At 67.2% G+C, this 17,516-nt stretch carries 22 protein-coding genes; 21 read left to right on the top strand and 1 reads right to left on the bottom strand.

Annotated elements, in window-relative coordinates:
- Nucleotides 1–37: 37 nt before the first annotated feature.
- The 20 genes from Q0063_RS07150 (at nt 38) to Q0063_RS07055 (ending at nt 14,316) form a co-directional block, all read left to right on the top strand.
- Entirely contained in the window at nt 38–1,261 is a 1,224-nt protein-coding gene (locus Q0063_RS07150; RefSeq protein ID WP_297871288.1) for a PBSX family phage terminase large subunit, read from the top strand.
- A gap of 28 nt (nt 1,262–1,289) precedes the next feature.
- On the top strand, nt 1,290–2,435 hold the full coding sequence (locus Q0063_RS07145) for a serine/threonine protein phosphatase (protein ID WP_297871287.1): 1,146 nt from the start codon (nt 1,290–1,292) through the stop codon (nt 2,433–2,435).
- Between the two features lie 70 nt (nt 2,436–2,505).
- The gene (locus tag Q0063_RS07140; protein ID WP_297871286.1) at nt 2,506–3,354 is read left to right on the top strand and encodes a hypothetical protein; all 849 of its coding nucleotides are present in this window, start codon (nt 2,506–2,508) and stop codon (nt 3,352–3,354) included.
- Between the two features lie 121 nt (nt 3,355–3,475).
- Nucleotides 3,476–3,820 carry a hypothetical protein gene (locus Q0063_RS07135; protein ID WP_297871285.1) on the top strand — a complete coding sequence of 115 codons (345 nt, stop codon included), beginning with the start codon at nt 3,476–3,478 and terminating at the stop codon, nt 3,818–3,820.
- 14 nt (nt 3,821–3,834) lie between these two features.
- Nucleotides 3,835–4,848 (top strand): phage major capsid protein, encoded by a 1,014-nt coding sequence (locus tag Q0063_RS07130; RefSeq protein WP_297871284.1) that lies wholly within the window; start codon nt 3,835–3,837, stop codon nt 4,846–4,848.
- Between the two features lie 14 nt (nt 4,849–4,862).
- Complete coding sequence (locus tag Q0063_RS07125) at nt 4,863–5,210, top strand: hypothetical protein (protein WP_297871283.1); 348 nt, start codon at nt 4,863–4,865, stop codon at nt 5,208–5,210.
- Entirely contained in the window at nt 5,207–5,533 is a 327-nt protein-coding gene (locus tag Q0063_RS07120; RefSeq protein WP_297871282.1) for a hypothetical protein, read from the top strand. Before Q0063_RS07125 ends, Q0063_RS07120 begins: the two co-directional genes overlap by 4 nt.
- Nucleotides 5,521–6,012, top strand: coding sequence for a hypothetical protein (locus Q0063_RS07115; RefSeq protein ID WP_297871281.1), 492 nt, complete (start codon nt 5,521–5,523; stop codon nt 6,010–6,012). The genes Q0063_RS07120 and Q0063_RS07115 overlap by 13 nt, the downstream gene beginning before the upstream one ends.
- A 5-nt stretch (nt 6,013–6,017) precedes the next feature.
- Nucleotides 6,018–7,064 (top strand): phage tail sheath subtilisin-like domain-containing protein, encoded by a 1,047-nt coding sequence (locus tag Q0063_RS07110; RefSeq protein ID WP_297871323.1) that lies wholly within the window; start codon nt 6,018–6,020, stop codon nt 7,062–7,064.
- Between the two features lie 12 nt (nt 7,065–7,076).
- Nucleotides 7,077–7,460, top strand: a complete 384-nt coding sequence (locus Q0063_RS07105; RefSeq protein ID WP_297871280.1) for a hypothetical protein — start codon at nt 7,077–7,079, stop codon at nt 7,458–7,460.
- Nucleotides 7,457–7,774 (top strand): hypothetical protein, encoded by a 318-nt coding sequence (locus Q0063_RS07100; protein ID WP_297871279.1) that lies wholly within the window; start codon nt 7,457–7,459, stop codon nt 7,772–7,774. The genes Q0063_RS07105 and Q0063_RS07100 overlap by 4 nt, the downstream gene beginning before the upstream one ends.
- A gap of 5 nt (nt 7,775–7,779) precedes the next feature.
- Nucleotides 7,780–8,430 (top strand): hypothetical protein, encoded by a 651-nt coding sequence (locus Q0063_RS07095; protein ID WP_297871278.1) that lies wholly within the window; start codon nt 7,780–7,782, stop codon nt 8,428–8,430.
- 34 nt (nt 8,431–8,464) lie between these two features.
- Entirely contained in the window at nt 8,465–9,034 is a 570-nt protein-coding gene (gene safA / locus Q0063_RS07090; protein ID WP_297871277.1) for a SafA/ExsA family spore coat assembly protein, read from the top strand.
- Nucleotides 9,031–10,002 (top strand): hypothetical protein, encoded by a 972-nt coding sequence (locus Q0063_RS07085; protein ID WP_297871276.1) that lies wholly within the window; start codon nt 9,031–9,033, stop codon nt 10,000–10,002. The genes safA and Q0063_RS07085 overlap by 4 nt, the downstream gene beginning before the upstream one ends.
- Nucleotides 9,981–10,376, top strand: coding sequence for a hypothetical protein (locus Q0063_RS07080; protein WP_297871275.1), 396 nt, complete (start codon nt 9,981–9,983; stop codon nt 10,374–10,376). The genes Q0063_RS07085 and Q0063_RS07080 overlap by 22 nt, the downstream gene beginning before the upstream one ends.
- 13 nt (nt 10,377–10,389) lie before the next feature.
- Nucleotides 10,390–10,728, top strand: a complete 339-nt coding sequence (locus tag Q0063_RS07075; RefSeq protein ID WP_297871274.1) for a hypothetical protein — start codon at nt 10,390–10,392, stop codon at nt 10,726–10,728.
- Between the two features lie 13 nt (nt 10,729–10,741).
- A complete protein-coding gene (locus Q0063_RS07070) occupies nt 10,742–11,812 on the top strand; it encodes a baseplate J/gp47 family protein (protein ID WP_297871273.1) in 1,071 nt (356 codons plus the stop codon).
- Nucleotides 11,805–12,371: a hypothetical protein gene (locus tag Q0063_RS07065; protein WP_297871272.1), complete on the top strand. Its 567-nt coding sequence runs from the start codon at nt 11,805–11,807 to the stop codon at nt 12,369–12,371. Before Q0063_RS07070 ends, Q0063_RS07065 begins: the two co-directional genes overlap by 8 nt.
- 362 nt (nt 12,372–12,733) lie before the next feature.
- Complete coding sequence (locus tag Q0063_RS07060) at nt 12,734–13,099, top strand: MerR family transcriptional regulator (RefSeq protein WP_297871271.1); 366 nt, start codon at nt 12,734–12,736, stop codon at nt 13,097–13,099.
- Between the two features lie 518 nt (nt 13,100–13,617).
- The gene (locus Q0063_RS07055) at nt 13,618–14,316 is read left to right on the top strand and encodes a DUF434 domain-containing protein (RefSeq protein ID WP_297871270.1); all 699 of its coding nucleotides are present in this window, start codon (nt 13,618–13,620) and stop codon (nt 14,314–14,316) included.
- A gap of 202 nt (nt 14,317–14,518) precedes the next feature.
- Here the strand turns inward: Q0063_RS07055 and Q0063_RS07050 are convergent, their stop codons facing one another.
- Nucleotides 14,519–15,889, bottom strand: a complete 1,371-nt coding sequence (locus Q0063_RS07050) for a sodium-dependent transporter (protein WP_297871269.1) — start codon at nt 15,887–15,889, stop codon at nt 14,519–14,521.
- A 269-nt stretch (nt 15,890–16,158) separates the two neighbouring features.
- Here Q0063_RS07050 and Q0063_RS07045 point away from each other — a divergent pair, with 269 nt between their 5' ends.
- Nucleotides 16,159–17,463, top strand: coding sequence for an FAD-dependent oxidoreductase (locus Q0063_RS07045; RefSeq protein ID WP_297871268.1), 1,305 nt, complete (start codon nt 16,159–16,161; stop codon nt 17,461–17,463).
- Nucleotides 17,464–17,516: the final 53 nt, after the last annotated feature.

Genomic DNA, 17,516 nt, shown 5'->3' with positions numbered 1-17,516 from the left:
AACAACCATCCGGTTCTCCCGGCAGCAGCTGCGGGTGATGACCTGGTGGCGGTCGGGACAGTGGGACGCTGTTATCTGCGACGGAGCGGTGCGAAGTGGGAAAACCTTTGCGATGGGTTTGTCCTTCTTCCTCTGGGCCCAGGCCAGATTCAGCGGAAAACAGTTCGGGCTGTGCGGCAAGACCATCGCCTCTCTGCGGCGGAATCTGCTGGCGGAACTGACGCCCTGCCTCGAGAGGCTGGGCATGCGGATTCAGGAAAAACGGTCGGAAAATCTGCTGATCGTCCGCTACAACGGACACGAAAACCGCTTTCTCCTCTTCGGAGGGCGGGACGAGTCCAGCGCGGGCCTGATTCAGGGCAGCACCCTGGCGGGGGTGCTGCTGGACGAGGCGGCACTGATGCCCAGGTCCTTTGTGGAGCAGGCCATTGCACGGTGCAGCGTGGAGGGAAGCCGGCTTTGGTTTAGTTGCAATCCGGATGGGCCGGGGCACTGGTTTTATCAGGAGTGGATTTTGAAGGCGGAGGAGCGCCGGGCTCTGCGGCTCCACTTCACCATGGAGGACAACCCCTCTCTGTCGGACCGGGTGCGCCGGCGCTATCAGCGGGCCTATTCCGGGACCTTCTACCGGCGGTTTGTGCTGGGGGAGTGGTGCGCCGCCCAGGGACTTGTCTACGACTTCTTCAACCCGGCGCGGGACGCGGAGGACCCGCCGGAAGGGCCCTTTGAGGAGTGGCGCATCTCCGTGGACTACGGGACGGTGAATCCCGCGTCCTTCGGACTGTGGGGACTGCGGGACGGCGTGTGGTACCGGACGGCGGAATACTATTACGATTCCCGGAGGGCCGGACAGCAGAAGACCGACGAGGAATATGCCGACGAGCTCCAGAAGCTGGCGGCGGGGCGGAGCATCCGGCGGGTCATCGCGGACCCCTCGGCGGCCAGCTTCATCGAGACGCTGCGGCGGCGGGGCTTCACCGTGGTCCGGGCCAGCAACGACGTGGCCGACGGCATCCGGGTGACGGCGGACCTTCTGAGACGGCGGCGGCTGGTCATCTGCCGGGGCTGCCGGGACTGTCTGCGGGAAATCAGCCTGTACAGCTGGGACGAGCGGGGGGACCGGGACACCCCCAGGAAGCGGGACGACCACGCCATGGACGAGCTGCGCTACTTCGCCATGGACATGGCGGGAGAGGGCCGGGGCGGCTTCGCCGCCGCCAGCGTGGAGCGGACGGGAGAGGAAGCCCGGTGGTTCGTGTGAGGGAGAACAGAAAGGAGATGAGAAAACGGTGCGCTGGCTGAAAAAACGGCAGGAGCCAAGGGCCGCCGCCGCTCAGCTGCGGGAGAACAGCCGCCACCCCTTTGGGCTGCTGCGGGACTACGGGCCCCTGAGCCGGGGGGAAATCCGCCTCTACCGGGCGGTGCGGGAGGCGGTGCCGGTGGTAGACGCCGCCGTCTACAAGCTCATCCGCATGACCGGAGGCGTGAGGGCGGCGTGCGGCGACCGGCAGGCGGAAGCGGAGCTGAACGAGTTTCTGCGGACCGTTCCGGCGGGACGGGGACAGGCGGGAATCAACGCCTTTCTGGACTGCTACCTGGACGCTCTGCTGACCTGCGGGCGGGCCATCGGGGAAATCGTGCCGGCGGCGGGAAACCGGGACATCGCCGCCCTGGTTTGCGGGCGGGTGGAGGACATCGAGATTCGGGAGGGGGACAGCCCCCTGGACTTCACCATCTGCGGACCCGGCGAGACGGGGCAGATGGAGGCGCTGCCCTATCAGAATCTGCTGCTGTTCACGCCGCTGAACCCGGAGACGGGGAACCCCTGCGGCGTGTCGCTGCTGCGGTCTCTGCCCTTCATGGCGGATATCCTGATGAAAATCTACCACACCGTCGGCGTCAACTGGGAGCGCTGCGGAAACATGCGCTTTGCCGTGACGTGCAGAAACAGCGAGGGCGACGCCGCCCAGCGGGGGCGGATGCTGGCCGGGGAGTGGTCCCGGGCCATGGAGGACACCAGGAACGGCAGCGTCCGGGACTTCGTGGCCGTGGGGGACGTGGACATCAAGGTCATCGGCGCAGACGCCCCTCTGCTGGACAGTCAGATACCGGTGCGGCAGATTCTGGAGCAGATCGTGTCCAAAACCGGCATCCCGCCCTTTATGCTGGGGCTGAGCTGGAATTCCACCGAGCGCATGAGCGCCCAGCAGGCGGACCTGCTGACCACGGAAATCACCGCCATCCGCCGGACCCTGACGCCGGCGGTGGAACGGGTCTGCCGGCTGTGGCTGCGGATGCACGGCTATGCCTGCGGATTTGAGGCGGTATGGGACGACATCAATCTGCAGGACCAGGTGGAGGAGGCCCGGGCGGCGCTCTACCGGGAGCAGGCCAGGAAGCTGAAGCTGGAGAACGACCGGGCGGAGGCGCTTTGAGACTCCGACCGGAAGAGGCCGAACAGCTGAAAGGGAAAACGGGAAAAACGTGAGAAAGAGGGGGACGGATATGGCGGACGTGACAAGAGAGGACATGGAACAGATCAACCGCCTGGCCAGGGCGGAGCTGAAGCCGGAACAGGTTTACACCTTCACCCTGCGCCTGTGCGACAACGAGGTGGACCGGGATTATGAGCGCTTCGACGGGGAGGCTCTGGAAGGACTGGGGCGGCTGCTGCTGGGAAAGAGCGGCATCTTTGACCATCAGTGGACCGCCCGAGGCCAGGCGGCCCGCATCTACCGGACCGAGGTGGTGGAGGAACCGGCCAGGGCCACGGCGGCGGGGGACGGCTGCCGCTGGCTGAAGGGCTGGGCCTATCTGCTGCGGACGGAGAAAAACGCGGACCTCATCGCTGAAATCGAGGGGGGCATCAAAAAGGAGGTCAGCGTTGGATGCAGCATGGGCAGAAGCGTCTGTTCCGTCTGCGGCGCTGAAGACGGAAGCTGCCGGCACGTGCGGGGGCAGGTCTACGGTGGGAAGCTGTGCTACTTCGAGCTGAGAGAACCCAGGGACGCCTATGAGTGGTCTTTCGTGGCGGTGCCCGCTCAGAGGGGCGCGGGGGTGCTGAAGCGCTTCCGTCAGGCGGGGGAGGGGGACCTCCTTCTGCAAAAGCAGGCGGAGCTGGGACGGAAATACCTCCGGGAGCTGCGGCGGGAGGTGGCGCGCCTGGCCATGCTGGCGGACGACGGGCCGGAGGGCCGGGTCTTCGCCGGGGCGGCGGAGCGAATGGAGGAACCGGAGCTGCTGGAGCTGAAGAAGGCCTTTGAGATACGGGCGGCCCGGCGCTTCCCCGTGCCCCCTCAGCTGCGGCGGCGGGAGCCGGCGGAGCGGGAGAGGGACGAGGCGTTTCTGGTTTAATCGGAGGGGAAGCGACGGTCCGAGGGCCTGGAATGCCCTCCGGGGCAGAGGTTTGGTCACAGCGGCGGCGGAGCCGTTGGGATAGAGGATAGATCAGAGAAGACGGAAAAGGAGGACGAGCATGAGCGGAAATCATTCATTTGAGGGAATCGGGCAGTGGTCGGCCACCTTCGCCTGCGACGGCGTGCAGGCGGGACAGGTGGTGAAAATCAGCGGCGGCGGCACCGTGGCGCCCTGCGCCGCCGGGGAGGACTTCTGCGGCGTGGCCCTGACGGCGGGCCGGGACGGCAGGGCCTGCGCCGTGGCCCTGGGGGGCATGGTGACAGCGGCCTTTACGGGAACCGCGCCGGCCCTGGGCTGGACCGGTCTGGCCGCCGACGGCAGGGGCGGCGTCCAGGCCGCGGACAGCGGACGGAAGTATCTGGTGGCGGACACGGACGGCGAAACCGTGACCTTTGTACTGTGAGGAGGGACGCATATATGAGCTATCATTATGAGAACGTGAAACTGGAAAAGGGCATGTATGGCCGCAGCGGATGCAGCTTCGCCCGGACGCTGGAGGAGCTGGACCCCAGCGAGGCCTATCAGGGCACCCCGCTGGAGGGAATGGACGCCTTTCAGCGGCAGCTGAAGCGCTTTGACATCCATGTGAAGGGGCCGGGGAGCGACCAGGTGGAGAAGTTTTTCCACACCACCGAGTCCGCCGTGCTGTTCCCCGAGTTCGTGTCCCGGGTGGTGCGCCAGGGACTGGAGGAGGAGGGCATCCTGCCCCACATCACCGCCGTGACCACCCGGTTTGACGGGATGGATTACCGGTCCATCGCCTCCGTCCCCACCGAGGAGGAAAAACAGCTCCGCCGGGTGGAGGAGGGGGCCCAGATTCCCAGGACCACCCTGCGGACCCAGGAGAACCTGGTGCGGCTCCACAAGCGGGGGCGGATGCTGGTGGCCTCCTATGAGGCCATCCGCTTTCAGCGGCTGGACCTCTTCTCCGTGATGCTGCGGCAGATCGGCGCGTACATCGGGCGGATGCATCTCCAGGACGCCATTGAGGTGCTGCGGAACGGCGACGGCAACCAGAACCCGGCGGAGGTGATTCGCCCGGCGGGCAAGACGCTGAGCTATGAGGCGCTTCTGGATTTCTGGAGCCGCTTCGACCCCTATTCCATGAATACGCTGCTGGTGAGCGGGGACATGATGCTGGCCATGCTGAAGCTGCCGGAGTTCCAGAACCCCCTGACGGGGCTGAACTTCCAGGGCACCGGGGCGCTGACCACCCCCCTGGGAGCCCGGCTGCTGCGCTCCTCCGCCATGCCGGCGGGCACCCTCATCGGGCTGGACAAGCACTATGCCCTGGAGCAGGTTTCGGGCAGTGAAATCCTGGTGGAGTACGACAAGCTCATCGACCGGCAGCTGGAGCGGGCGGCCATTACCTCCATCTCCGGCTTCGCCAAGCTGTTCCCCGGGGCCTCCAAGGTGCTGTCGCTGTCGTGATGGAGGAGCGCATTTTGGAAATGGCCCGGACTCTGTCCAGGGCCGGGGAGGCGGACCTGCCGGCGCTGGCGCTGCTCTGCGCCGCGGCTCAGGCCTGCTGGGAGAGCCGCCTGCCCCGGGGGACGACGGCGGAGGACTGCGAGCCGGCCTTTCTCTGCGCCGCCGCCTGCACCGCCGCCGCCGGCTTCACGGCGGGACAGGGGACCGCCGCCGTATCCTTCACCGCCGGGGACATCTCCGTCAGGGGCCCGGGGGGAGGGGAGCGGCAGGCCGCCGCCCGGAGTCTGGAGCGGACGGCGGAACGGCTGATGTCCCCCTACGTTTCGCCGGGAGACCTGTTTTTGAAGGGGGTCCGGGGATGACGGGACAGGTGGAGGCCATTCTGGAGCGATGGGGCCAGACAGCGGAGCTGTGCCGGGAGGGACGGCGGCAGACCGTCCAGGCCTTCATCCAGCCGGTGCGGGAGCGGGACGAGAGCTGCCCGGAGGCGGAAACCCCTCTGGGACGGCTGGACGGGCGGCTGTGGCTCTATCTGGGCCGGGCGGCGGCGGAGACCGGGGACACGGTGGTCTGGAACGGGACGGCGTTCCGGGTCCGGAGCGGACGGCCCCTGTACATCGGCGGGGCGCTGAGCCACTGGCGGGCCGTGCTGGAACGGGAGAGGGAAACGGTATGCGGGAACTGACACAAATCCGGGACGCGGTGATAAAAGCGCTGGGGCAGGCGGGACTGACGGCGGAGGCCGCTTTTCCCGACCGGGCGGCGGGGAGGTATCCGGGGGCTGTGGCCACGGTGGCCGTAGGCGCCGCCGAGGGAAAGGCCCTGGGCTTCTGCGGCTATCTGGGAGAGCGGCGGGACGGCAGCGGCAGGACCCATGAGCTCTACGGAAAGCGCCTGACAGGCGCTGTCACCGTGGAGCTCCGGGCGGAGCGGGCGGCGGACTGCGAGGCGGGAACGGAAGCCGCCGCCTCCGCTCTGCTGGAGGGTCTGCCTGAGGGCATCCGGCCCGGCGAGCTCCGCTGGGAGGGCCTGACCTGGGAAAAGACGACGGGGATGTTCCTCCGGCGGGGGCAGCTGGGCTGTGAGGCGCTGTTCCTGGCCCAGGCGGAGGAGGACGGAGGGGTATTTTTGGACTTTCAACTGAAAGGGGTTTTGAGAGCTTGAAGAAAATGGTGCATGAGAGGCCGGGGGTCTATTCCGTATATGACACCTCGGCGGCGGTCTCCGGAGGAAGGGCGGCCAGAACCGTCGGCGTGGCGGCCCGGGCCGCCCGGGGAGACGTGGGCGTGCCGGTGACGGTGACGGGCTATGCCGCAGGCGTGTCCGTCTTCGGCGAGGACCAGAGCATGAGCACCCTGCTGCGGCTGCTGTTCACCGCCGGGGCCGGAGCGGTGACGGCGGTCCGGGTGGCGGACGGAGGGAGTCTTGAGGACTATCAGGAGACCTTTGACGCCCTGGAGAAGAAGGACGTTCAGATCGTCGTCTGCGACAGCGCCCAGACAGAGGTGCAGCAGGCGCTGCGGACGGCGGTGGAGAGCGCCTCCGCCGCCCGGCGGGAGCGCATCGCCGTGGTGGGCGGCGACGGCGACAGCGTGGAGGAGCTGATCCGGCGGGCAAAGGAGCTGAACAGTGAGCGGGTGGTTCTGGTGGGGCCCGACGCCCTGGACAGCGGGGGAAACCGGCTCCCCGGCGTGTTCGCCGCGGCGGCGGCCGCGGCGGTGATCGCCGCGTCGGGGGACCCGGCGGTCCCCCTGAACGGCGCGGAAATCCGGGGGCTCTGCGGCCTCAGCGAGGACTATGACGACAACCAGATTGACCTGCTGGTCCGGGGCGGCGTGACCCCGCTGGAGTGCGTGGGGGGCGCGGTGTCCCCGGTGCGGGGCATCACCACCCGGACCGTCAGCGGCGGCGGGCCCGACGCCTCCTGGAGGGAGCTGACCACCATTCTGGTGGCGGACGACGTGATTCCGGCGGTGCGGGCGGCTCTGCGGAGCAAGTTCGTCCGGGGCAAGAACAACGCCAGGGGCCGGGCGGCCATCCGCTCCCAGGTCATCGTGGAGCTGGAACGGAAGCTGGCGGCGGAAATCATCGACGGCTATGACGGGGTGACGGTATGCCCCTCGGAGGAGGACCCCACGGTGTGCCTGGTGGAGTTCGGTTTTTCCGTGGCCCACGGGCTGAATCAAATCCACCTGACGGTACACATCACGATTTAAGGAGGACGGACTATGACGGGATTTCCCACCAGCGCGGACATCTATCTGGAGATGGACGGGAAAAAGGTGGCGGTGGTGCAGAGTTACACCGCCCGGGCCACAAAATCCTCCCAGAGCGTGGAGGCCTTCGGCGAGAGCGAGCCGGTGGCCACCATCGAGGGACAGAAGCAGTACACCCTGGAGCTGACCCGGCTCTACGCCACGGACAGCGCCGTATCCGACGGCATCAACTTCTATGACCTGGCGGACTTCTCCCTGGTCATCTGCAAGCCGGACCGGCGCGTCATCTACAGCGGCTGCCAGTGGAGCGCCGTGCGGGAGGAAGGCCAGCTTAACGCCATGGTGGCGGAGAAGGTCACCGTGGTGGCGGCCAAGCGGATCGAGACCACGGCATGAGAGAGATGGACGAGCTGAGAGGGCTGACGGCAGGCCGTCTGCTGGAGCTGTGGAGAGAGACCAGGGGCATCGAGGACCCCCTGGAACGGGTGCTGCTGTGCAACGTGCGCATCCTCATGGAGGCCTGCCGGTTCCAGGGGAAGCGGGTCTACGGCAGCGAGGACGAGGCCCTGGCGGACCTGACGGGCCGGGAGATGGAACGGCTGCTGCGGCGTCTGTCGGAGGGGGGCGGGGCCCCCGGGCCGGAGACGGAGGCAGAGGAAAAGAATCCCGAATTTGACCCGGCGCGCTTCCGGGTGCTGGAAGGAGCGTGAGGGCCATGGACTACGCGGGCTGGGAGCTGGAGCGGCAGCGGGCTGCCCTGGCGGCGCTGCTGCTGGGGGAGAAAGAGGAGGAATCCTCCCTCCGGTCCCCCGGCGGCGGCAGGCAGGAACAAGGGGCGGCCTGGGCGGGCGGAGGCCGGCAGGCCGGGACGCTCCGAACCCCGGCGGCTGAGGGGGAGGCCGCCGGCCTGACCGCGGTCCGGAGGGCGGAGGGGGGATGGTTTTTTCTCCGGACGGAGTCCGGGACGGGGGGCGGAGGGACAGGCGCTCCCCCAACGGAAACGGCGGAGAACGAGACGGCGAGGAACGTGGCGGCGAGGAACGGGACGGCGAGGAACGTGGCGGCGAAAAACGGGACGGCGGAGAAGGGAACGGCAGAGAGCGGGACGGAGACGGGACAGGCCGTTCTGCTCCGGCCGGAGGAGTTCGGCCCGGAGACGCCGGGGGACGTCCGGTTTTTTGCCGCCGGGCTCCGGTCCTCCGCCGGACCCCGGGAGGCGGGGGAACAATGGTTGTCCCCCGTGCTCCGGGCGGAGGAGGGACGCCTCTCCGGAGGCGGAGAGGCGGAGCGGGAGGCGGCAAGGGCCATCTCCCTGGCCGTCCAGCGGGATGCCCGGCGGTATGACGGAGGCTTTGCCATTTATTGACATCTGATGAGCTGAGAGAAAAGGGGGGAGGGGCGTGCGGCTGACGCCCATGCGGTTTAAGGACTTCACCTGGCCCCACAATCCGGAGGTCTATACGGTGGAGTACCGGCGGCGGATTGCCGTCCATCAGGCACCCTTCGGGGGCTGCGTGCTCCAGGACCTGGGCAGGGCCTGCCGGGTGCTGCGGGGAGAGGGGACCTTTGCCGGGCCGGGGGCCTATGAGCGGTTTCGGGAGCTGGCGGCGGTGTTCCGCCAGGAGGGGCCGGGGCTGCTGGTCCATCCGGTGTGGCAGACGGAACGGGCCTATTTCACGGCGCTGGAGGCGGCGGAACAGCCTCTGCCGGACTATGTGCGCTACCGCTTCGAGTTCTGGGAGGACTGGGGCGGATACGGCGGGGGACTGCGGGAGATTCAGGAGAGCGGCGCGCCGGAGAGCGGTCAGGCCGGGGAGGCGGGGGCCCTCCGGCACACCGTGAAGAAAGGGGACACCCTGTGGGGCATTGCCCGGCGCTACGGCGTGACGCTGGCGGCGCTGAAAGCGGCCAATCCACAGATCAAGAACCCGAATCTGATCTACCCGGGGGAGGAGGTGGCGATTCCATGACGGGAACCGTCTACACGGCGGACCACCATGTTTATGAGCTGCCGGCGCTGCTCCGCTGGAGCGTTGTCCGCACCGGCTCCGTGCCCTGCGACAGCTTTTCCGTGACCTTTCTCTATGAAAAGGACATGCTGCCGGTGCTGGAAAAGGCCGCGGGCTTCACGGCCCGGGAGGGCGGCAGGGTGATGCTGCGGGGGGTGGCGGACGAATACACCGTGGAGCTGGGGCCGGCCGGCCTCACCGCCTCCCTGACAGGCCGGGGCTACGCCGCCCGGCTGCTGGATAATGAGTCCCGGCCCGTCACCTATGAGCACGCCACTCTGGAGGAGATCGTGCGGCGGCACGTGACCCCCTACGGCGTGAAGAGCGGGGAGATTGCCCCTCTGCGGGCGGACTCGGTTTACACCGTGGCGGCGGGAACCAGCCAGTGGAAGGCTCTGGAGGGCTTCTGCCGGACCTATGGGGACTTCTCGCCCCGGTTCAGCGGGGAGGGCCTTCTGCTGGCGGCTCCGGAGCGGCCCGGGCGGCGGCTGGCCATCGGAGACGGGGACCCGGTGCTGCGGTGCGTCCTGCGGGAAGACCACTACGGCGTGCTGACGGAGGCCCTGGTCATTGACAAGACCCGGAACGCCTCCTACTCCGTGAAAAATCCGGAGCTGATCGCCAAGGGCGGCCAGTGCCGCCGGGTCATCTACACGCCGGGACAGAGCACCTGGGACGCCATGCGCTACACCGGGGACTATCAGATCCGGCGGTCCCGGGAGGAGGAATGGAGCGCGGTGGTGACGCTGCCGGGGAGCTTTCCGGCGGAGCCGGGGGACCGGGTAGAACTGGACCTGGGGCGGCTGGGGCTCCGGGGGACCTTCCGGGTGGCGGAGACGGAGGACTCTTTTTCCGCCCGGGACGGGGCGGTGTCGGCGCTGACGCTGAAAAAGGAAGGAGTGGAAGCATGTGGCTATCGAAACAGATGAAGCCGGAGACGGCCACCACCGACGCGGATCTGGGGGTCACCACCATCGCGGGGAACAGCGTGGGTGTTGTGACCCGGGGGGAGGTCCGGTCCCTGCCGGTCTACGGCCCCGGCGGCTATGCCTGGCTGCCGGGAAACGGGGCGGAGGTGCTGGTCATCAAGGGCGGCCCCGGCGGGGAAGAGCAGTGCGTAGCGGGGGCGAAGCAGACGCCTCCCGCCGGACTGCTGCCCGGCGAGGTCTGCGTTTACGGTCCCGGCGATACGCAGGTCCGCCTGCGGCGGGACGGGACCCTGGAGCTCCGGGGCGGAACCGTGTCCATTCACGGACAGCTGCTGATTAACGGCGAGCCTTACCGGCCCTGCTACTGCGGATAAGGGGGAAGGGGATATGGAACTGAAGCTGAAAGACGGGGACTATGTCCCCGACGGCGCAGGGGGCCTGTGCCGCCTGGAGGGGCGGGAGGCGCTTTTGCAGCGGGTGCTGTTCCGGCTGACGGCCCGGCGGGGGAGCTTCCCCTTCTGGGAGACCCTGGGGAGCCGCCTGGGGGAGCTGGGGCGGCTGCCTGCCGCCGCCCGCCCCGCCGCCGCCCGGCAGTACGCCGCCGAGGCCCTGGAGGAGGAGGCGGTGACGGTGGAGAACGTGACGCTGGGGCCCGGGGGACAGGTGACGGCAGAACTGAGGTATGAGGGCGGCATTCTGCCGGTGACGGTGGAGGTGCTGCCGTGAGGGGGGAGGACGGATGAGAAGCACAGAGGAAATCTATGAATCGCTTCTGGCGGCCTTTGGAGAGCGGGCGGGCTTCCGGCCGGAGGCGGGCTGTGATCTGGCGGTGCGGCTGTGGGCTGCGGCGGCGGAGCTCCAGGCGCTGGAGATGCAGGCGGACTGGGTGCTGGACCAGAGCTTTCCCCAGACGGCTCAGGGAATCTATCTGGACCGGCACGGGGACATGCGGGGGCTGAGGCGGGTGCCCGCCGCCCGGGCGGCGGGGGTGCTGCGGTTCTCTGTGGAGAGCCCGCCTATGGCGGACGTGGCCATTCCGGCGGGGACGGTGTGCATGACGGCGGGAGAGGTTCGCTTTCAGACCACCGGGGCCGTCACACTGAGGGCGGGGGAGCGGTACGCCGACGCGGCGGCGGAGGCCCTGGAGCCCGGAACAGGCGGCAATGCCGCGCCGGGAGCGGTGCGGTTTTTGACGGCCTGCCCCATGGCCGTCACGGCGGTGACCAATCCCGGCGCCTTCACCGGCGGCGCGGATGAGGAGAGCGACGGGGCCTTCCGGGCCCGGATTTTGGAGAGCTACCGGCGGCTGCCCAACGGGGCCAATGCCGCCTGGTATGAGGAGACGGCCATGAGCCGGCCCGGGGTGACGGCGGCCCGGGCCGTGGGCCGGGCCCGGGGCATCGGGACCGTGGACGTCTACGTCGCCGGGGAGAACGGACTGCCCTCTCAGGAGCTGCTGGAGGAGCTGAACGGGGTGTTCCGGGAAAAGCGGGAGATCGCCGTGGACGTGGAGGTGAAAGCACCCCGGGTCCGGACGGTGGACGTCTGCGTGGCCGCGGCCCCCAGGGAGGGGGCGGACCGGGAGGCGGTTCTGGAGGCGGTGAGCAAGGCGGCGGCAGACTATTTCGGCGGCCGCCTTCTGGGCCGGCCGGTGCGCCTGGCGGACCTGGGAAACCGCATCTACGCCCTGGAGGACGTGGAGAACTACCGCATCACCGCCCCCGGGGAGGACCTGCCGGCGGACGACGCCGTGCTGCCGGTGCTGGGGACGCTGACGGTGACGGCCATGGAGGACGGGGCGGATGTATGAAGAGTGCCTGAAAAGACTGCTGGAGCCCCTGGGGGTCTATGACCTGTCGCCAAGGTCCGTCAGCGGGGCGGAGCTCTGCGCCCTGGGCCGGGGTCTGGACGCCGCCGCCGGGCGGCTGGACCGGGCGGAGCGGGAGGGCCTGACCGCCACGGCGGAGGACGAGGGCCTCCGCCGCCGGGAAGCCCTCTTTGCCCGCAGGCCGGCGGCGTTTACGCCGGAGGCCCGGCGGGCGGCCATTGCCGCCCTCATGGGCATCGCCGGGGACAGCCTGACCCCCGGGGCCATCGACAGCGCCATCCGGGGCTGCGGCATCCGGGCCAGGGCCATTGAGATGGGGGGACAGAAGCTGCGGGTCATCTTCCCGGAGACGGCAGGGGAGCCCCCGGAGTTCGGGCAGATTCGGAAAATTATTTTGGATATCCTGCCCTGCCACCTGGAGGTGGAATTCTATTTCCGCTACCTCACCTGGGCGGAGTGTGAGCGGGCCGGTCACACCTGGGCGGCGGTGGAGGAACACACCTGGGAGAGCTTTCAGCTGGCGGTGCCGCCGGAGGACTGAAAGGAAGAAAAAACACCCTGCCGGGGATTTCCCGGCGGGGTGCTTTTGCCGCTTCGGACAGGGCGGAGGGCCCGGAAGGCGGCGGGGGTCAGGCTCTGTCCGGCTTTGCGGGGCAGGACGGCGTCCCCTGGGCTTCTTTTTGGCAAACTGTGTGAACGGATATGCCTATATCAGAAAAAACGGAAAAAGGACTTGACTTGGAGGGGGCTCCAGGGAGTATGCTGGAGAAAAGAAGGCGTGACCATGGAAAATGCCGGCTTTGGCCGCGTCCTGAGAAAGAAGCGCGCCGGTGTCCGGATGCAGCCGGAGACGGGTCTCCGGCTCTTCTGGGAAGCGGCGGAAAAGGGAAAGGAATCGGAGCCATGACCATCAAGGAAGTAAGCGAGAAATACGGACTGACGCCGGACACGCTGCGGTACTATGAGCGGGTGGGCATCATTCCCCCGGTGCCCCGGAAGAAAAGCGGCGTCCGGGACTACGACGAGGCCGCCTGCGGCTGGGTGGAGCTGATGAAGTGCATGCGCTCCGCCGGGGTGCGCATCGAGGCCCTGATTGAGTACAGCAGCCTCTTCCAGCAGGGGGACGAAACGGCGGAGGCCCGGAAGGAGCTGCTGATGGAACAGCGGCGGCAGCTGATGGAGCGGATGGAGGACATGCGGCGCTCCCTGGACCGGCTCAACCGGAAGATTGAGCGCTATGAGCGCCTGACCGGGAAGGCGGAGAGCTGAGCCGGGGGCCGCGGAAGAGGCCGCCCGGAGAATGGCCGGAAGAACGAAGGCCCTGAGAGCCTGTTTAAAATCTCCCCGCACACGTCTTGACAGTGTATTTTCCGCCCTGACTGCGTTAAAAATCCTTGCCATCCGTCAGGATGCCTGCGGATTTTTGCCTTGCAGGACAAAAAATCCCCTCGCCAATACGCACACGTTGAGATTTTAAACAGGCTCTGAGAGAAACCCGCCGGGGTTTCTCTTTTTTTGGCTGTCCCGTTGGGAGATTTTATGCAGGGGCTGGGGGGTGGCCCGTCTGCCGGAAGTCTGGCGCTTCCGAAAAACGGGGTGGGACAGCGCCCGCCCCGTTTCCTGAAAGCATGGAGGAAGAACGGGAGGGGACAGAGCCCCTCCCTTGTATGGAATCCTGCTATAAAATGCGTGAACGGACGCGCCCGGGGACATGCCCCTCTTGTATTTCTTCTGACGCAGGCGTATGATGAAGAAAAACGCCCCATGGGGCGGCGGGGAGGGCCATTGTGGAAATTGTCAGACGGGGGTATGAGCCCAGGGACGCGGAGGCCTTCGGCCCCAGGGGGCAGACGGTTCTGCGGGGCGCGATGGAGGAGCTGCGTTTTCTTCTGAACCGGGGCTACGAGCTGAAATCCGCCTCCACATTCATCTGCAACCACCATCTTCTCAGCGAGCGCCAGCGGCTGGCCCTGGCCCGGGTGGTCTCCGCAGACGCCGCGCTGGAGGCCCGGCGGAACAGGGAGCTGGCGGAGCCGCCGGAGGTTCTGATTCTGGACGGATTCAACACCATCATCACACTGGAGGTGGCCCTGTCGGGCTCCCTTCTGCTGGAGGGCATGGACGGCACAATCCGGGACCTGGCGGGGCTCCGGGGGACCTACCGCGTTGTGGACAAGACGCTGAGGGCGGCGGACCTGCTGCTGGACCGGCTGGAGGGGCTGGGGGTCCGGAGGGCGGAGATCCTTCTGGACCGGCAGGTTTCCAATTCCGGACGGCTCCGGGCGCTGCTGCTGGAGCGGGCCGAGGGCCGGAGCACGGAGGTGCGTGTGGAGCTGGACCCCCAGGTGGACCGCCGCCTCTACGGCCTGCCCGGCGTGGTCACAGCCGACGCCATCATTCTGGACAAGTGCGAAAGCTGGTACAACCTGAACCGGCGGATTATCCGGGAGAGCGTGCCGGAGGCGTGGGTGGTCCGGCTGTTTTGAAGGGCATGGCCGCCGCGGCGGTTCCGCCCCGGCGTGCAGAAACGGAAGCCATATGCCGGGCTTGGGCGGCAGAAAAAATCAAAAAAATCAGGGGACGCCGGACACCCGGCGTCCCCTGATTTCTTGCGGGAATGACTGATTTTTTTACGGGGATGAGCCGCTGAGCGGGGTGCGCTCAGCGTCTTGGTTCCCCATTCCTGACTCACAGCAGGCCCATCACCAGAATGACCAGCACCAGAACCGGCAGGACAAACTGGAAGTAGGGCTTCAGCCCTCTGGGCATGTTCAGGCCCTGGCCGGCGTTGGCCTCCGCCAGGTACTTGTCCCAGCCCCAGCCCCATTTGGTGACGCAGAACAGCACATACACCAGAGAGCCCAGAGGCAGGAGGAGGTTGCTCACCAGGAAGTCCTCGATGTCCAGCACCTGACCCACGGAGCCGTTGGGCAGGGTCAGCTCGAAGTACCAGAGGTTATAGCCCAGGACGCAGGGCATGCTGGCCAGCAGCATGAAAACGCCGTTGAACAGGGCGGCCTTCCTCCGGGACCAGCCGAAGTTGTCGATGCAGTTGGCCTGGAGGTTCTCAAACACGGCGATGACTGTGGAGAAGCTGGCAAAGGTCATGAACAGGAAGAACAGCGTTCCCCAGAGGCGGCCGCCGGCCATGTTGATGAACACCTTGGGCAGAATCATGAAAATCAGGGTGGGACCCTGGTCCGGCTCCACGCCGAAGGAGAAGCAGGCGGGGAAGATGATGAGACCCGACGCCAGAGCCACGAAGGTGTCCAGAGAGCAGATGCGCACCGCCTCGCTGGTGAGGGTGTTGTCCCGGCTCATGTAGCTGCCGAAGATTTCCATGGCGGCGATGCCGAGGCTCAGGGTGAAGAAGGCCTGATTCATGGCTGCGGTGGCCACGTGGCCCAGGCCCACCTCCGCCGCCCGCTGGAAGTCCGGCAGGAGGTAGAACTTCACGCCCTCCAGACCGCCGGGCAGAATCAGGCTGTGGACCGCCAGCACGGCGATGAGGACCAGCAGGCCCAGCATCATCACCTTGGTGATGCGCTCCAGACCCTTTTGCAGGCCGAAGCTCACCACCAGGAAGCCCACGACCACCGTCAGCACCATCCAGGCGGTCATCTCCCAGGGGTTGGCCAGCATGTCAAAGAACACCGCGTCCACGGCGTCCCCCGGGAGACCGGTGAAGGTTCCGGCGGCAAACTTGAAGAAATAGCCCAGCATCCAGCCGGAGACGGTGGTGTAGAACATCATCAGCAGATAGCAGCCCGCGATGCAGAACCAGCCGTGAACGTGCCACCTGCTGCCCGCCGGCTCCAGGGCCTTGTAGCCCGGCACGGCGCTCTTCCGGCTGGCCCGGCCCACCGCCAGCTCCATGGTCAGCACCGGTACGCCCATGATAATCAGAAACAGCAGGTAAAACAGAACAAAGACGCCGCCGCCGTTCTGCCCCGCCACATAGGGGAATTTCCACACGTTGCCGATGCCTATGGCGCAGCCGGCGCTTACCAGCAGAAAGCCCAGCCGGGATTGAAAGCGCTCCCGTTTTTTCGAATCCATACGATTGTTTTTCTCTCCTCTTCTTGTAAATAAAGGCCTGAGGCGCGGCCGCCCCGGGCGAAAGCATTCTTTATCATAGCGGACCGGAGGGAGAAAGTCAATCCTTTCATCCCTGAAAAATGGCGGTTTTACTATTTTTTTGATATTCCGCCATAGAATCACCGGGTCAGAAAGGCGCTTTTACGCGTTTCCGCCAGCGGGGGGCGGCGGCCTCCCCCGCCTATAATTTCCGGCCGAATGCGCATACTGACCGTCAGGAGGTGATCTGGATGGAACAGACTTCCATCTGGCAAAGGGAAGGGGCCCTGCCCCGGTTTCCGTCTCTGGAGGGGGACGCGGCGGCGGAGGCGGTCATCGTCGGCGGCGGAATCGCCGGAATTCTGTGCGCCTGGTATCTCAAGCAGGCGGGAGTGGACGCGGTGCTGCTGGAGGCGGCGGCCCTCTGCGGCGGAACCACCGGGAACACCACCGCCAAGCTTACGGTCCAGCACGGCCTGCTCTATGACCGGCTGATCCGGACCCAGGGGCTTGACGCCGCCCGGCTCTATCTGGAGGCCCAGCAGGGGGCCCTGGAGGAATACCGCCGGCTCTGCCGGGACATCGACTGTGACTTTCAGGAGCGGGACGCCTGTGTCTATTCCCTGGACCGCCGGGACCTGCTGGAGCGGGAGGCGGCGGCGCTGAACCGGCTGGGGGTTCCGGCGGAGGTGACGGAGACGCCGGAGCTGCCGGTTCCCACGGCGGGGGCGGTGCGCTTCCCTCGGCAGGCCCAGTTCCACCCGCTGAAGTTTCTGGCGGCAATGGCCCGGGACCTGCGGATTTACGAGAGGACCAGGGTTCTGGAGCTGGTTCCCGGCTCCGTCAGGACCCGCCGGGGCACGGTCCGGGGGGAGAACATCATCATTGCCACCCATTTCCCCATGCTGAACAAGCACGGCGGGTATTTCCTGAAGCTGTACCAGCAGCGTTCCTATGTGCTGGCCCTGAAGGGCGCGCCGCTCCCCAGGGGCATGTATGTGGACGAGGCGGAGGGGGGCCTCTCCCTCCGGAGCTGGGGAGACCTCCTGCTGCTGGGGGGCGGAGGCGGCCGCCCCGGAAAGACGGAGGGCTGGGACGGGCTGGAGGACTTCGCCCGGACCCATTATCCCGGGGCCCGGGAGGTGTGCCGCTGGGCGGCTCAGGACTGCATGACCCTGGACGGCATGCCCTATATCGGACCCTATTCCAAGAGGACGCAGGGGCTTTTTGTGGCCACGGGCTTCAACAAGTGGGGCATGACCTCCGCCATGACGGCGGCGCGGCTGCTGGCGGACCTGGTACAGGGCCGGGAACATCCCTGGGCCGCCCTGTTCTCCCCCTCCCGCCGGATGCCGGGGCTCCCTCTGGCGTCCAACCTTCTGGAGGCCGGGGCCAGTCTGCTGACGCCCACGGCGCCCCGCTGCCCCCACATGGGCTGCGCCCTGAAATACAACGCCCGGGAACACAGCTGGGACTGCCCCTGCCACGGCTCCCGCTTCGAGGCGGACGGCAGGCTCATCGAGGGCCCCGCCACAGGCGGACTTAGGAATCATTAGGAATTAGGAATGAGGAATTAGGAATGAGGAATTAGGAATGAGGAATTAGGAAT

It is taken from the genome of uncultured Oscillibacter sp. (genome assembly GCF_947654275.1).
Classification (GTDB): domain Bacteria; phylum Bacillota; class Clostridia; order Oscillospirales; family Oscillospiraceae; genus Oscillibacter.
This window is presented reverse-complemented; position numbering and strand designations above follow the sequence as displayed.